Source organism: Streptosporangium longisporum (genome assembly GCF_039534895.1).
Taxonomy (GTDB): Bacteria; Actinomycetota; Actinomycetes; order Streptosporangiales; family Streptosporangiaceae; genus Streptosporangium; species Streptosporangium longisporum.
In genome coordinates, this window is record NZ_BAAAWD010000007.1 from 526,433 (window position 1) to 540,755 (window position 14,323).

Annotated in this window: 15 protein-coding genes; 4 read left to right on the plus strand and 11 right to left on the minus strand. The window is 71.6% G+C overall.

All coding sequences use genetic code 11. The features are described from left to right. Positions 1-36: 36 nt before the first annotated feature. On the plus strand, positions 37-576 hold the full coding sequence (locus ABD832_RS15270) for a hypothetical protein (protein ID WP_344894751.1): 540 nt from the start codon (positions 37-39) through the stop codon (positions 574-576). Further along, a complete protein-coding gene (locus tag ABD832_RS15275) occupies positions 573-1,112 on the plus strand; it encodes a hypothetical protein (protein ID WP_344894754.1) in 540 nt (179 codons plus the stop codon). Before ABD832_RS15270 ends, ABD832_RS15275 begins: the two co-directional genes overlap by 4 nt. A 132-nt stretch (positions 1,113-1,244) precedes the next feature. On the opposite strand, the gene ABD832_RS15280 is transcribed toward ABD832_RS15275, so the two are convergent. Next, positions 1,245-1,895: a winged helix-turn-helix transcriptional regulator gene (locus ABD832_RS15280; protein ID WP_344894757.1), complete on the minus strand. Its 651-nt coding sequence runs from the start codon at positions 1,893-1,895 to the stop codon at positions 1,245-1,247. 680 nt (positions 1,896-2,575) lie between these two features. Between ABD832_RS15280 and ABD832_RS15285 the strand changes: the two genes are divergently transcribed. Further along, positions 2,576-3,742 (plus strand): M20 metallopeptidase family protein, encoded by a 1,167-nt coding sequence (locus tag ABD832_RS15285; RefSeq protein ID WP_344894760.1) that lies wholly within the window; start codon positions 2,576-2,578, stop codon positions 3,740-3,742. A gap of 24 nt (positions 3,743-3,766) precedes the next feature. Here ABD832_RS15285 and ABD832_RS15290 read toward each other — a convergent pair whose 3' ends face one another. Beyond that, the gene (locus ABD832_RS15290) at positions 3,767-4,732 is read right to left on the minus strand and encodes a D-isomer specific 2-hydroxyacid dehydrogenase family protein (protein ID WP_344894763.1); all 966 of its coding nucleotides are present in this window, start codon (positions 4,730-4,732) and stop codon (positions 3,767-3,769) included. Between the two features lie 335 nt (positions 4,733-5,067). On the opposite strand from ABD832_RS15290, the gene ABD832_RS15295 reads away from it, so the two are divergent. Beyond that, positions 5,068-6,624 carry a serine/threonine-protein kinase gene (locus tag ABD832_RS15295; protein ID WP_344894766.1) on the plus strand — a complete coding sequence of 519 codons (1,557 nt, stop codon included), beginning with the start codon at positions 5,068-5,070 and terminating at the stop codon, positions 6,622-6,624. A gap of 13 nt (positions 6,625-6,637) precedes the next feature. Here ABD832_RS15295 and ABD832_RS15300 read toward each other — a convergent pair whose 3' ends face one another. The 9 genes from ABD832_RS15300 to ABD832_RS15340 form a co-directional block, all read right to left on the minus strand. After that, positions 6,638-7,609 (minus strand): NAD(P)-dependent alcohol dehydrogenase, encoded by a 972-nt coding sequence (locus ABD832_RS15300; protein WP_344894769.1) that lies wholly within the window; start codon positions 7,607-7,609, stop codon positions 6,638-6,640. Positions 7,610-7,679: 70 nt separating this feature from the next. Continuing rightward, positions 7,680-7,907 (minus strand): helix-turn-helix transcriptional regulator, encoded by a 228-nt coding sequence (locus ABD832_RS15305; RefSeq protein ID WP_344894771.1) that lies wholly within the window; start codon positions 7,905-7,907, stop codon positions 7,680-7,682. 2 nt (positions 7,908-7,909) lie between these two features. Continuing rightward, positions 7,910-8,329: a hypothetical protein gene (locus ABD832_RS15310; protein WP_344894774.1), complete on the minus strand. Its 420-nt coding sequence runs from the start codon at positions 8,327-8,329 to the stop codon at positions 7,910-7,912. Positions 8,330-8,531: 202 nt separating this feature from the next. Continuing rightward, positions 8,532-9,080: a hypothetical protein gene (locus tag ABD832_RS15315; RefSeq protein WP_344894777.1), complete on the minus strand. Its 549-nt coding sequence runs from the start codon at positions 9,078-9,080 to the stop codon at positions 8,532-8,534. Then, positions 9,080-9,544, minus strand: a complete 465-nt coding sequence (locus tag ABD832_RS15320; RefSeq protein ID WP_344894780.1) for a hypothetical protein — start codon at positions 9,542-9,544, stop codon at positions 9,080-9,082. Before ABD832_RS15320 ends, ABD832_RS15315 begins: the two co-directional genes overlap by 1 nt. A gap of 34 nt (positions 9,545-9,578) precedes the next feature. Further along, positions 9,579-10,361, minus strand: coding sequence for a hypothetical protein (locus ABD832_RS15325; protein WP_344894783.1), 783 nt, complete (start codon positions 10,359-10,361; stop codon positions 9,579-9,581). Positions 10,362-10,386: 25 nt separating this feature from the next. Further along, complete coding sequence (locus tag ABD832_RS15330; RefSeq protein WP_344894786.1) at positions 10,387-10,920, minus strand: hypothetical protein; 534 nt, start codon at positions 10,918-10,920, stop codon at positions 10,387-10,389. Between the two features lie 47 nt (positions 10,921-10,967). Continuing rightward, the gene (locus ABD832_RS15335) at positions 10,968-12,509 is read right to left on the minus strand and encodes a phenylacetate--CoA ligase family protein (RefSeq protein WP_344894789.1); all 1,542 of its coding nucleotides are present in this window, start codon (positions 12,507-12,509) and stop codon (positions 10,968-10,970) included. Beyond that, positions 12,506-14,092 (minus strand): pyridoxal phosphate-dependent decarboxylase family protein, encoded by a 1,587-nt coding sequence (locus ABD832_RS15340; RefSeq protein ID WP_344894792.1) that lies wholly within the window; start codon positions 14,090-14,092, stop codon positions 12,506-12,508. The genes ABD832_RS15335 and ABD832_RS15340 overlap by 4 nt, the downstream gene beginning before the upstream one ends. Between the last annotated feature and the right edge of the window lie 231 nt (positions 14,093-14,323).

Genomic DNA, 14,323 nt, shown 5'->3' on the forward strand with positions numbered 1-14,323 from the left:
CCGCCCACCCACCCCCCGGGTCACGAGAGGTCCGACATGACATCGCTCAACACCACCTGGCACCGCCCCGCGCTCTTCGCCTTCCTGGCGATCGTGCTCGCGCACTGGGCCGAGCACATCGCCCAGGCCGTCCAGATCTGGGTCCTGGGCTGGCCGATCCCGCAGGCCCGCGGCGTGCTCGGCCTGTGGTTCCCCTGGCTGGTCACCTCGGAGGTGATGCACTACGGCTACGCCGTGATCATGCTCATCGGGTTCGTGCTGCTGCGCAGGGGCTTCACCGGACGGTCGCGGACCTGGTGGAACATCGCCCTGGGCGTGCAGGTGTGGCACCACTTCGAGCACCTGCTGCTGCTCCTGCAGGCGGTGACCGGCAACCACCTCCTCGGGCGGCCGGCGGTCACCAGCATCGCCCAGCTCGTCTTCCCCCGGGTCGAGCTGCACCTGTTCTACAACACCATCGTCTTCCTCCCGATGGTCGTCGCCATGGTGCTGCACCTGAGGCCCAGCCAGGCCGAGTACGACGCCATGCTCTGCTCCTGCGCGGTGCCCGCGCGGCGCGAGGCGGTCGCGGCTTGAGCACGGCGACGGCCCCGGCCGGGACCGTACCGGTCAGGAGGCCGTCGGCGTTCTTCGCGGTGCTCGCCACCCTCGTGGGGCTCGGGCTGCTCGCGCTGACCGTGCCGAGCCTGGGCCCCACGATCCGGGCCGCCCGCGCCGACGGGGCCAGGGGCACGTTCACCGCCGCCGACCTCAGGTGCGTGAACCACGGGGCTCACGAGTCGTGCTCCTGGTACGGGCGCTTCGCCCCCTCCCGCGACCCGGCCCGGGAGGTCTACCTGTACGGCAGCGACCGCGGCATGCTCCGCGCGGGGGAGCGGACCGCGGCGGTGGACGTCGGCCGGGGCAACCGGGTCTACGGGCCCGGCGGTTCACACGAGTGGGTCTTCGTCGGGCTGCTCGCCCTGACCGGTCTCGGCCTGCTTCTCCTGGGAGGACGGTCCGCCACCCGGCTCCGCGCGCGACGCCGCGAGTGGCGCCGTGAACGAGGCCTGAGCGACGCCGCGGACGACGCCGTGAACGAGGTCGTCGGTGTCGCCGGAACGAGGTCGTGAGCAAGGTCGTGGACGCGCGGACGAGGCCCCCGGCCGCTCCCGCCCGCACGCGCGGTGCCGTACCGCCGCACGCGCGGGCGGGGAGCGTCCGGGGACCCGGACGAGGGTGACCGCTGCGGGCGGTCGCTCTCGTCAGGAGACGCCGGTGGAGTCGCGTTCCGGCCGGGCCGACAGCCCCATCAGCTGCGTGCACCGCAGCACCGCCGCCGGGTCGCCCTCGAGCGACAGGCCGCCGGTGACGACGGCGTCGAACGGGCTGATCAGCTCGGCGCCGATCCGGACGAACGTCTCGGCGCTCGTCCGCACCACGATGACCGGCTTCTCCGCGGGGCCCCGCTGGGCCGCCGCCTTGCCGTCGGCCACGACGATGTGGAAGACGTCGTCGTCGATCCGGAACTCGTAGGACTCCCGCACGTCGGGCACGGGCCGTCCCTGGATCATGGCCTGCAGGGCGAAGAACCCCCAGGCGCTGCTGGTCATCCCCGTCTTGGCGTCCTCGTCGGTGAGGAAGCGCATCCCCCACCGGGAGAAGTACAGCAGGGGCTCGCGGAGCTGCTCCCCGACCGGGGTGAGCCGGTACCGCTTCCCGCGCGCGTCCCCCGGGACGGGCTCGGCCTCCAGGATCCCCCGCGCGCCGAGCGCCTTGAGGCGGTCGGTGAGCAGGTTCGGCCCGATCCCCGGAAGGTGTGACTGGATCTCGTGAAATCGCGCCGGAGCTATGATCAGCTCCCTGACGATCAACAGCGTCCAGCGCTCCCCGATGATGTCTAGTGCGGCGGCCAACCCACAGAACTGTCCGTAGTGCCGCTTGTCGGACGTAAGCACGCGCTCGTGCCTTCCTATGATTTTTTATAGTGACAGCGCGTCCGTCTCCCCTGCCGGACGCGTCGGGGTCAGGTCGGGACCGTTCGGGGCCCGCCGTCACCCGTTCCCGGGACGGCGCCGCACCCCGGTAACCGGAGGGCGGTCGTGCCAGGGCCCCGATCCCGGGCGGGGGTCCTGTGGTCGGAGCTCGCGGTCGTCATGAGGGCATCACCTCGTGGGGCCTGGATTCACAATCATTTTCGCCGAGTCGCTATGCACATTCAAATTATATTCCCATCAGAGCTGGGATGGGCTGATGATTTTTAATACTTCACTATAAGAAAAAATAGTGTCATATGCACTGCAGGGTGTGCCGGGGAGAGGGGGCGCGTTCGTGACGGAGAGGCCGCGGGCGGGGTCCGTCTCCCCGGGGCGAGGTCCGGTCCGGCCGGAGCGCGAAGGAGCGGACCAGGACACGGCGGGCGGAATCGCCCGGTGCCGGTGGTTCGGAAGGGTCACATGGGTATGACCAGCCATGTGCTCAGCTCTCTGCCCGCCTCCGCGCCCCGTCCCACGCCCTGCTCAGGGCCCCGTCCCACGCCCTGCTCAGGGCCCCGTCCCACGCCCCGCCCCGGGCTCCACAGGTCCGGGGAGGAAGGATGAACGAGCTTCACGAGCGGCTCCGCGCCGCCCTGCACGCCGAGCTGCCGGCCGCCTTCGAACTGCGCCGGGAGCTGCACGCCGAGCCGTACGTCTCCGGCAAGGAGGAGCCGACGCTCAAGCGGATGCTGGACGCGCTGCCCGAGGGCAGCGCGATGGAGCGGGTGGCGACCACCGGCGCGCTGCTGCGCGTCGGTGGTGAGGGCCTGGCCGTCGGCGTGCGGGGAGAGTTGGACGCCCTGCCGATCCTGGAGGAGACCGACGTCCCCTGGGCCTCGCGCAACGGCGCCATGCACGCCTGCGGCCACGACGTCCACCTCGCCGCGCTGGCCGCCCTGACCCGGGCGGTCGACCGGGTGCGGGCACCCGCGCCGATGGTCGCGGTGCTGCAGCCGCGCGAGGAGACCCACCCCTCGGGCGCCCGGGACATCGTCGAGTCCGGCGCGCTGCGCAGGAACCGGGTCGGCGCGATGATCGCGGCACACGTCCAGCCGGTGCTCGACGCGGGGGAGACGGCATGCACCCCCGGCGCGGTCAACGCCTCCGCCGACGAGTTCACCGTCGTGGTCAGGGGCCAGGGCGGGCACGCCGCCTACCCCCACCTGTCCCGCGACCCGGTCCTCGCGCTCGCCCAGATCATCGTGGCCGCGCAGCAGCTGGTCAGCCGGGACGCCGACCCGATGACGCCGACCGTGGTCACCTTCGGGATCGTCTCGGCGGGCACCGCGCCCAACGCCATCCCGGGGGAGGCCACCGCGCGCGGCACCCTGCGCACCATGTCCGAGCCCTGGCGCCACCAGCTGCACCACCGGTTCCGCGAGATCGCCGAGGGGATCGCCCGGGTGCACGGCTGCCAGGCCGAGGTACGGGTCATGCACGGCGAGCCGGTGCTCGTCAACGACGCCCGTCTCGCCGAGGAGACCGGCTGCATGCTCGTCGAGGCCGCCCACCACATGCCCGCCACCCTGCGCTCCTGCGGCGCCGACGACTTCGCCCACTTCGCCTCGGTGGTGCCGTCGCTGATGCTGTTCGTGGGCACCGACACGGTCTCCGGCCTGCACAGCCCGTACTTCCTGCCCGGGGACGAGACCGTGACGGCGGTCGCCGAGAGCCTGCTCGCCGCCTACCTGGCCGCGGCCCGGGTGATCGGCGCCGGGACGGGCTGACGGCGTCCCCGGTCAGTGTCCCGGTCAGTACCCCGTCGCGGGGTCGATCACCCCCTCCAGGGGGAGCCCGGCCCGCAGGTTGCGCACGTTCCGCTCGACCCGTTCGCAGAACATCCGGGCGACGTACTCGGCGGAGTCGGCGCAGTGCGAGGTGATGAGCACCCTGGGGTCGTCCCAGAGCGGATGCCCCTCGGGGAGCGGCTCGGGGTCCGTCACGTCCAGGCCGGCCGCGGAGATCGACCCCGCGCGGAGGGCCTCGACGAGCGCGTCGGTCCGGATGTGCCCGCCGCGGGCGACGTTGACGACGACGGCGTGCTCCGGCAGCAGCGCCAGCTCGGCCGCGTCGACGACGTGCGTGGTCTCCGGCGTCAGGGCCAGGGCCAGCACCAGCACGTCGGTGTCGGGCAGCACGGCGTGCAGGGCGGTGGGCGGCAGCGTCTCGCCGGCCCCCTCGACGCCGTCCGGGCGGCGCCGGATCACCCTGATCCGGCAGCCGAACGGCTCCAGCAGCCGGATCAGCTCGACGGCTATGCCGCCGCCCCCGAGGATCGTCACCCTCCGGCCGTGCAGCGACCTGGGGTCCACCGGATTCCAGCAAGGCGTCCGCGCCTGCCGCGAGACGCTGCGCAGGCAGGCCAGGATCAGCATGAGCGCGTGCTCGCCGACCTGCCCGGCGAACGACCCCTTGGCGCAGCTGAAGACCACCGGGAGGCCGAACACGCCGGACGGGACGAACTTCTCCACCCCGGCCCAGGGGAACTGCACCCACCCGATCCCGGGGTTGGCCTCCAGCGTCTTCCGCAACACCTCGGGCTCACCCGGGACGAGCCAGACCAGGCCGTCGGCCCCGGCGGGCGGGCCGACGGCACCGCCACCGGCGGACACGGCCCGCTCCACCATGGAGCGCAGATCGGCAAGACGGGGGGAGGCGGGGCGGCCGTGCGCCGCCCACACCTCCTCGGAGGGGAGGATCGCGATTCGGGCTTCCATAAACCATATTCTGTCGCGCCCCGCCGGTCGCGTGCCATGACCGCGCGCGATCCGTCCCGTTCCCGGTTTTCCGCCGGAGCGGGAATCGGAGGGCCTGCGCCGGCCGTACGGGAATCGCGTTCCCGGGCCGGTCGCGGCCCAATTCGATTTGACGGCAGGAACGGAACGCGGACCCGTCCGGCCCGCGGGCGGCGGCGCATTCGGCGTACGTGCCCGCTGGGGAAAGGCATGAATCATACCGCTCCGGCCTGCGTAAACGTCCGCACAAGACGCCGGTGCTCGGGGGACGCTACATTTTTCCCGGGGACCCGGGCATTCTGGAGGAGCGGATCGTTTTGAGCAGAGGGACGATCATCGGCGGACGCTACGAGTTGGACCCTCTGTCCCGCCGTACCGGTGGAATGGGAGAGGTCTGGTTCGGCTACGACAAACGGCTCGACCGGAAGATCGCTATCAAATTCATCAAAGTCGACAGGTTTCCCGACGGCCGGCCCGACGAGGAACTCGCCAGGCGCTTCATCCGCGAGTCGCGGATCACCGCGCGGCTGGAACACCCCGGGGTCCCGACCGTCTACGACTGCGGGCCGCACGGTGACGACCTCTACATGGTCATGCAGCTCGTCAAGGGCTGCCCGGTCTCGGCGCTGATCGACGAGACCGAGATGCCGGTGGCCTGGGCCGTGGCGATCGCCGCCCAGGTCTGCTCGGTCCTGGCCGTCGCCCACGCGAACTCGCTGGTCCACCGCGACCTCAAACCGAGCAACCTGATGCTCTGCCCCGACGGCACGGTCAAGGTGCTGGACTTCGGCATCGCCGCCGCGCTCGCCGCCGCCGACGCGACGAGCCTCACCCGGACGGGCGAGGTGCTGGGCACACCCGCCTACATGGCACCCGAGCAGGCCATGATGGGCGGCGCGGACCCGCGCAGCGACCTGTACTCCCTCGGCGTGATCCTGGACGAGATGCTCACCGGGAAGAACCAGTTCGCCGCGCCCACGGCACTGGCGGCGATGCGCAACCACACCGACGTGCCGCCCCGCCCGCTGCGCACCAGGCGGCCCGACGTCCCCGAGGGGCTGGAACGGCTCGTCCTGTGGATGCTCGCCAAGTCACCGGACCGGCGGCCCGCCGACGCCGGCGTCATCTGCGAGCGGCTGCTGGACTTCTGCCACGACCTGCCGCCCCTGCCCGGCTACGTGAACCTGGACACCCCCCACCCACTGCGGATGTACGCCACCGTCGTCGGCCGCATCACCTCCTCGGGGGAGCGTCACCGGCGGTCGGCCCACCACCAGCGGCCCACGCGGATCAGGAACATCGGGGGGCTGGCCCAGATCGAGCGCGCCGACCTGGAGCGTGCCCGCAGGGACGCCGAGGTCCTCAAGGTCCAGGGGCGTTTCAGCCAGGCGGCGGACCTGCTGGCGGAGGTGGCGGGCCCGGCCGCGAGCTCGTTGGGCGCGACCGCCTCCACCGTGATCGAGCTGCGGATCGAGCTCGCCGAGCTGCTCTTCCTCGCCGGGGACCACCGCCGGGCGGCGCCGGAGTTCCACCGGCTGGCCGTCGACGTCGCCGCGGTGGAGGGCCCGGACAACAACCTCGCCCTGCGCTGCCGGTTGATGGAGGCCGGCTGTCACGCGGCCACCGGTGACAGGAAACTCGCCCTGGCCCAGCTCCAGCGGCTCCTGGCCGACGAGCGGCGGTTCGGCGCGAGCGAGGAGCGGCTCCTCGAACTGCGCCGCAAGATCGGCATGGTGGAGCTCGACGCGGGCAACCGGGTGCGGGCCAAGCGGGTGCTGGGAGAGCTGCTGCCCGACCTGGAACGCAGGTACGGCCCGCAGCACGACGACGCGGGCGAGGTCCGGGCGATCCTGCGATCCCTCACCGGCCAATGACGCGCGGGGGACGTCAGGGGGTGACGACGACCTTTCCGCGGGTGTGTCCCCGGTGGAGGTAGCGGATCGCCTCCGCGGCGTCGGCCAGCGCATACGTCCGGTCGACGACGGGCGTCACCGTGCCCGCCCCGACGAGCTCTCCCAGCAGCGCGAGGTCCTCCCGGTTCCCCTTCGAGATCAGCCCGCGCAGCCGCTGCCCCACGAACGGCGAGAGCAGGAGCGCCCGGAGCTGGCGGTCCGTGCCGCCGAGCCACCGGCCGCCGCCCTCCGCCCCGACGATCACGAGGGTGCCGCGCGGGGTGAGCGCGCGCCGCAGGTGGGACAGCGGGCGGTTGCCCGCGGTGTCGACGATGAGGTCGTGGCGCACGCCCGTGGCGGCGAAGTCCTCGCGCGTGTAGTCCACGACGTGGTCGGCGCCGATCGAACGGACCAGGTCCAGCGCGGTCGTGCCGCACACGCCGGTGACCTCGGCCCCGAACGCCTTGGCGAGCTGCACCGCGAACGTCCCCACGCCCCCCGAGGCGCCGATGACCAGCACCTTCTGCCCGGCCCGGACGCCCCCGGCGTCACGAAGGGCCTGCAGGGCCGCGAGGGCGGAGACCGGGACGGCCGCGGCCTGCTCGAAGGTGAGGCGGGCCGGCTTGGGTGCGAGCCCGTCCTGCCCGGCGCGAGCGTACTCGGCCAGGGAGCCGTCACAGGTGCCGAACACCTCGTCGCCCGGCCGGAAGCGCGTCACGCCGCGGCCGGTCGCCTCGACGACGCCCGCGACGTCCGTGCCCCGGACGCGGGTCCCGGGCGCGCGGAGCCCGAAGCCCATCGCGCGCATCAGGTAGGGCCGTCCCGTCATGACATGCCAGTCGCCGACGTGCAGGGAGGCCGCGCGGACGCGGACCAGCACGTCGTCGTCACCGATCACCGGCATGTCGACGTCCTCCATCCCGAGGACGTCCGCCGAGCCGTAGGTGTCCTGGACGATCGCCTTCATGGTGCCTCCTGCTGGTCGGGAACGCTTCCGGCCCGTGGGGGCGGGCCGGGGGAGAACGCGGGTGCGCCGGTCACGCGGGGGTGTCCTCCGGGTAGTGGAAGACCCCTTCGAGCGGTACGCCGAACACCCGGGCGATCTGGAACGCCATCTCCAGGGAGGGCGAGTAGCGGCCCTGCTCGATGGCGATGACGGTCTGGCGGGTGACGCCGATCCGGTCGGCCAGCTCCGCCTGGGTCATCTCGCCGTTGGCGAACCGCAGCGCCCGGATCTCGTTGGTGACCCTGGTCGGCCTTCCCACGCTCAGAACCCCCGCCGGTAGGCGACGATCTTCACGACCGACGTGACGACGGCCGCGAGGACGAACGCCAGGAAGATCACGTTGGCGATCCAGAACGGGTCGGCCTCGGCCATGGCCAGGGCGAGCGCGGCCGCCGCGCCGGCGGAGACGACGTAGTACCCGACGTACTCGCCGTGGCGGTGGATGCCGATGTCGCGCTCGTCCGTCCGGCCCGCCGCGCCGGGAGAGGTCATCCCCATCACGATCTGGGCGACGATCGACACGACGATCCCGGCGACGATGATCGTGATCATCGGTCTCTGGTAGGCGGTCCCGGTGACGGACGCGCTCCGCGCGGGCCCCAGGACGACCACCAGATAGGCCGCGTACATGCAGGTCGCGCTGATGGCCTGAAGCCACGCGCTCTTCTCTTTGAGGGACATCCCGCTCCGATGTTAAACATCTTTAACATCACCGAATGTATGGCAGAGCGGACATGATGTCAAAAATATTTTACGTCGCGGGGGTGGTGGCGGCGTTCCGGCCGGTCATGGCCGCCGTCCTCGCCGCGCCCCGCTCTCGGTCCGGTCCCGCTCCCGGCCCCGCTCCCGGCCCCCGGGGCGGGGGCCGGGAGCGGGCGGGGACTCAGACGGGCAGGACCCGCAGGGCGGGGTAGCGGGCCGAGTTCAGGTACAGCTTGTCGGTGCCGTGCTCCTTCTCCAGCTCCAGGACGAACCGGTAGCGGTAGAGCCCCGCGCGCGCTTCGCTCATCACCGCCCCGGCCCAGTAGTAGTAGACGGCGGTGTACTGGTCGCGCATCCGGTCGGGAGCGCCGTAGACCTTGAGCTCGGTCATGATCCGGCGTTCGGCGACGTCGTCCTCGTCGCCCTTCTCGATGTCGAGGAAGACGATGTTGTTGATCTTCGGCATCGGGGGCCAGGTGCCGTCCGGGCGGCGGTGCATGTCGATCGGGCGGATGATCCAGTTGATCACCTGTCCCTGCTTGCAGACGGTCTCCAGGTGGTCGGTGCCCTGCCCGACCCCGCCGACGCTGTTGTCCATCATGTAGAGGCAGCCGTCCAGGGACTTCGTCGCGGCGGCCCGCTCCATGTCGACGAGGGTCACCACGTTCAGCTGGACGGAGTTGAGCTGGCCGCGCTCGGTGAAGTCCGTGGCCGCGTACGCCTGGGTCATCAGGCCTCCTTTCCGTCGCCGGCGGAACCGGCCAGGGCCGGTCGGCCGGTGGGGGTGAACGGCGTGGTGACGGTGCCGAGCAGGAACGAGAGCCGGTACGGGACCGGCTCGGTGAGGTCCTGCTTGACCTCGGCGGTCCAGAACACGATGTCGGTACCGGGATACACCTTTTGTTCGGGCTCGGCGATCTGCGGGTCGATCTCGACGTCGGCGAGGGACACGTAGGTCTCGCACTCCAGCGGGATCACGTTCCACAGCAGGGTGTCGCCCTTGCGGACCCGGCTGTGCAGCTCGGGGGTACCGAAACCGGTGGATCCCGCGGGCCTGTTGGTGTCGTAGAGGTAGAGGCTGCCGTCCAGGTTCTCCGACGCCAGCGCGGCCACGGGGTCGACCACCGCGGTGATCGTCACGGGCCGGGCGGACCGGGTGGACCGGCGTTCGGGCTGTCTGTTCCTCGGGGGCATGCGGCTCCTTCGCTCGAAGATGCTCCGGACCGGGTCAGCCGGTGACCGGGACGGGCGGCATGGGGAGGACGCCCAGTCCGGCACCGGTGAACCCGTTGCGCTTCGGATCGTTGATGATCTTCAGACTGGACTCGCAGGTCAGGTCCACCGACTCCCAGACCAGCTCGTCGTTGCGCTCGACCAGCTCGTGCAGCTGGACGTGCATCGTGTACCGGTAGACCCCGGGCCGGCTCGTGTCCACGGTCGCGGCCCAGTACCAGCCGTCGTAGATCATGTCGGGCGACCCGTACTGGGCCGGGTACATGATCTTCTCGGTGACGGCCGGGCCGGTGATGTCGGTGATCACCGGAGCCGGGTAGTTGTACGCGTCGGAGCTGGTCGTGGTCCTGCCGGTGACGTCCAGCAGCTTGGAGTCGGTGAGGCCGCGTCCGCTCGCCTGCTTGCGGGCCCGCTTGCCGACCCGTCCCTGCAGCCGCCTGACGTCGGTCTCGTTCACCCCGCCCGCGGCGTCGAGCCCGGCCAGCTCGTCCAGCGTGCGCCGGTCGTCGGCGCGTCCCTGTTCGGCCAGGTAGTTGCGCGGCACCGTCGGGGGGATCGACCCCAGCGCCGCGGGCAGCCAGTTCAGCACCTGCTCGGTCGCCTGCGACCCGTCGAGGTAGTGGGTGCCGGGCACGATCGTCTCCAGCCGCTCGGTGCCCACCCCCTCCGAGCCGAACAGCTTCATGTTGTCGAACCAGTACGTGTTGCCCTCGAGCGATCGCGTCCGGAGCGCGTTCTCGACGTCGAAGAGCACGATGATCCCGTGTTGCTGTGCCATGGAACCGCCTTTCGGGGAACGTGGCTCACGCGCACAGCAGTGCGGGCGAGTCGATGTGCAGCACGCTGTTGGGCCCTTCGTGGAGCCGCAGGGAGAGCCGGTACCGGTAGGGGACGCCGGGCGTCATGTCGTGGGGCACGATCCCCTCCCACACCAGCAGGTCGTAGTTCTCGCGCCCGTTGGAACCGGTGGCGTCGACCCCCGCCCCGGACACGGTCCCGGCCGCCGCCGCGGCCGTCCCGTGCGCGGCACCGGCCGCCGGCGCGGTGGCAGACCCCGCCGGACGCGGCGCCACGGCCCGGTCGGCCGGTGCCCGGACGGCCGCGCCGGACAGGAACTCGATGGCCTGGATCTCGACCGGGGTCTGCACGTCCACGTGGATGGGGGTCCACTGGACGACCTGTCCCGGGGACACGACCGTGACGAGGTCGGGGGTCCCCTGGTTCTTGCTCCCCGCCGAGCCGTCGTCGACCAGCGAGAGGTTGCCGTTGTGCAACGTCCGGTCGGACAACGCCCCGACGGCGTCGACCACCACGACGATGCTGATCCTGTGTTTCATCGATCCTCCTTGTCGGATGTCATTCGGGCGCACGAGCCACCGGGTGCTCAGCCCCGGTCGCGGACCAGCGGCGTCTTGCCGACGGTGGTCCGCTCGATCTGCGGTGAGGAGCGCGGGACGAACTCCAGCCGGAACCCGTATCCGGTCTGCTCGATGGCCGCGGCGTTGGCCTCCCGGTCGTTGAAGAGCGACAGGGAGCCCGGCAGCGCCTGGGTGAACAGCCGCCGCGTCCCGCCCGGCCCGAGGGCGTGCTCGACGGCCGCGGTGGTGCCCTCGGCGTCGTCCACCGCCGCCAGCAGGGTGAGGATCCGGTCCTCGCGGTGGTTGTGGAACTGGACCTCGTGCGCGACCAGGTCCAGGTCGACGCCGGTCGCCGAGCGCAGCCGCCCGCGCAGGGCCGCGTACGCCAGCGTCGCCGAGTACTGGCTGTCGTTGAGGTGCAGCACGTCGGCGCTGCGCCCGGCGAACTCGAACCGCTCGGCACGCGGCCCGGGCCCGTCCAGGGCGGGACGGCGGATCATCCGGTCGCCGAGCTTGAGCCGCAGCAGCGGCGTCTCGTCGGCGTGCAGCCGGGTCACGACCAGCTCGCCCTCCTCGCCCTCGGCGACGGCCCGGCCGTGCTCGTCCACGATCTCCACCAGGTGCAGCCCCGGCACGGCCGACAGCGCCGGCGAGGTGTGGTCGAGCTGGAGCCCGACGCACTCGGCCTGGGTCGCGGCGAAGTAGCTGAGGATCGACACGTTGGGGAAGAACGCCTGCAGCTCGTCGCGCTTGCGCTGCGGCAGGGAGCCGCTGCCGTACATGGCGACCCGGAAGCTCGCCCTGGCGTGCGGGGGCAGGCCCGCGCCCAGCTCGGGCAGGAGCGCGATGCCGGCGGTGATGCCCATCAGCGCCTTGTGGCCCGGGTAGGAGAACATGTGCTCCAGCACCGGCGCGCTCACCGGCCCCGCGCCGATGTAGTTGACCCCCGGGACGTGCGACAGGACACCGCCGACCATGGTCCCGCTGCTCCACATCTGGTAGTCGGCCAGCGTGGTGAACAGCCAGCGCGGCGCGGGGCCGCGCAGGTAGCGGCCGAGCTGGTAGGCGCCCATGAACGCCCCGGAGATGCGGTAGGTGTCGCGCAGCTCCCGCAGCGAGTACACGATCTCCAGGGGCATGCCGTCACCGGTGCCGCCGCTGGCCACCACCTCGAACCCGCCGCGCTCCAGCGGCACGACCATCCCGGCCCGCGCGCCCATGAACATGTCGCGCTGCACGGTCTTGTCCGACAGCGGGATCCGCTCCCACTCGGACATGTCGGCGGGGACGTCGCGGATCCCGAAGTGGTGCAGCCGCTCCCGCCACAGCGGGTTGAGCAGGGCGATGCCGACGAGCTGCCGCAGGCGCCGGAACACCAGCGCGTTCTGCAGGTCGAGCGGGGACTCGCAGTACGGGATCCCGGTGAGCCGCCCGCACTCCTCCAGCCTCCCCGCGAACGACGGCAGCCGGACGACGTCGTCCACCGAGCGCGGCCGCAGCTCCTCCTCGGGGATCAGCCGCTCCGCCAGCTCCGCCGAGGCGGCGATGTCCAAACCCGTCATGGTCATGAATGACTCCCGTTCGGCTGGTCGTGGCGGGCACCGGCGCTCGCGCGCAGCACCCGTTGCCCGATGTCCCTGATCTCGGCGATGAGCATGGCCAGGTGACCGGCGTCGATGAGGTGGTTCATCACCACCACGCGCAGCGCCGCCACCCCCTCGATGTCGACCTTGGAGATGAAGAAGCGCCCGTCACCCCGGATCCGGTTGCGGATCTCCAGCTGCAACCGGTGCACGGTCACCGGGTCCAGGTCGTCCGGCAGGTACCGGAAGCACACGATGTTGGACTCCGGCTCGTGCGCCACGGCGAAGTCCGGCTCCGCGGCGATCATCCGGTACGCCTGCCGGGCCGTCGCGCACAACCGGTCGATCTTCTGCGCGAACAGCGCCGGGCCGTAGACCGACCAGACCGCCCAGAGCGGCATGATCATGGGGCGCTTCGTGCACTCCAGGTTCTTGCCCGCGCTGTCGTAGGCGCTGTAGACGTCCGGTTCCTCGTCGAAGACGTAGCTGGCGCGCTGCCGGAACGCGTCGCGCGCCGCCGAGCCGTCGCGGTAGAAGAGCAGCGTGCACGGCGCCGGCATGAACAGCATCTTGTGGGCGTCCCAGGTCAGCGAGTCGGCCCGCTCGATGCCGCGCAGCCTGTCCCGGTGCCGGTCCGACAGCAGCAGGCTCGCCCCGTGCGCCCCGTCCACGTGCAGCCAGAGCCCGTACCGGTGCGCCACGTCGGCGAGCTCCTCCAGCGGGTCGAAGGCGCCCATCGACGTGGTCCCGGCCGAGGCCACCAGGCAGAACGGCCGCAGGCCGCGCCGCAGCGCCTCGGCCAGCGCCGGGCCGGCCAGATCGGGGCGGATCCGCCCGGCACGGTCGACCGGGAGCCGGATGATCTGCCGTTCCCCGATGCCGAGCACCCCGGCCGCCCGGGTGACGCTGTAGTGGGCCTCCTCGCTGACCGCGATGGCCGGACGCCCCGACATGTCCGCGGCGCCGCGCGTCCAGATCTGCGGGAAGGCGCGGTTGCGGGCGGCCAGCAGCGCGGTCAGGTTGGCCAGGGAGCCCCCCGAGGTCGTCACCATGGCGAACCGGTCGCGGTCCCAGCCGATGAAACGGTTGAGCTCCTCGGCCATGAGCCGCTCGGCGACGCTGGGGAGCTGCCCGGCCTCGTAGAAGGAGGAGGGCTGGTTGACCACCGAGCCGACCAGGTCGATGAGACCGGCCAGCGGCACCACGCCGGAGAACTGCCGCCCCATGTAGCCGGGCGAGTAGACCGGGATGCCGGTCTCGGTGTACAGGTCGACGATCCGGTTCACCCGGTCGGCGTCGAAGTCGGCGATGCGCTGCCGTTCCGGGGTCATCAGCCCCCGCGCGGCCTTCAGCAGCACGGCCGGGTCGAGGAGGTCGAGGCCCCGGACCGACCGGTCGCCCAGGTACGTCGTCAGGCGGCCGACGATGTCCACGGCGCCGTCGTGGAAACGTTCGGGGTCGAAGGCGGCGGCGAGGTCCGGCGTGGGTGATCGGGAACCCTCGCCGGTCGCGGGCTCGGTCGCGGGCTCGGGAAAGGGACTGTGGACATCGGAAAGAGAACTCGTCACGGGGTGCTCCAAACGATCCGGCGTACGGAACGCACATATGGTCGCGCCTGGACGGGAGATCGGACGTGGCGGACCGAACTCCCGGGCGATCACATCAGGGCTCTCGCGGATGAACGCGTGATCCGGGTATTGCGCCGAGCGGGGAGGACATCCTCGGCCTTGAGGGAAACGGGACGGAATTCGTGCCGCTCCGGTTTGTGGAACGTTCCAACATCGAAATTCGATATCGAG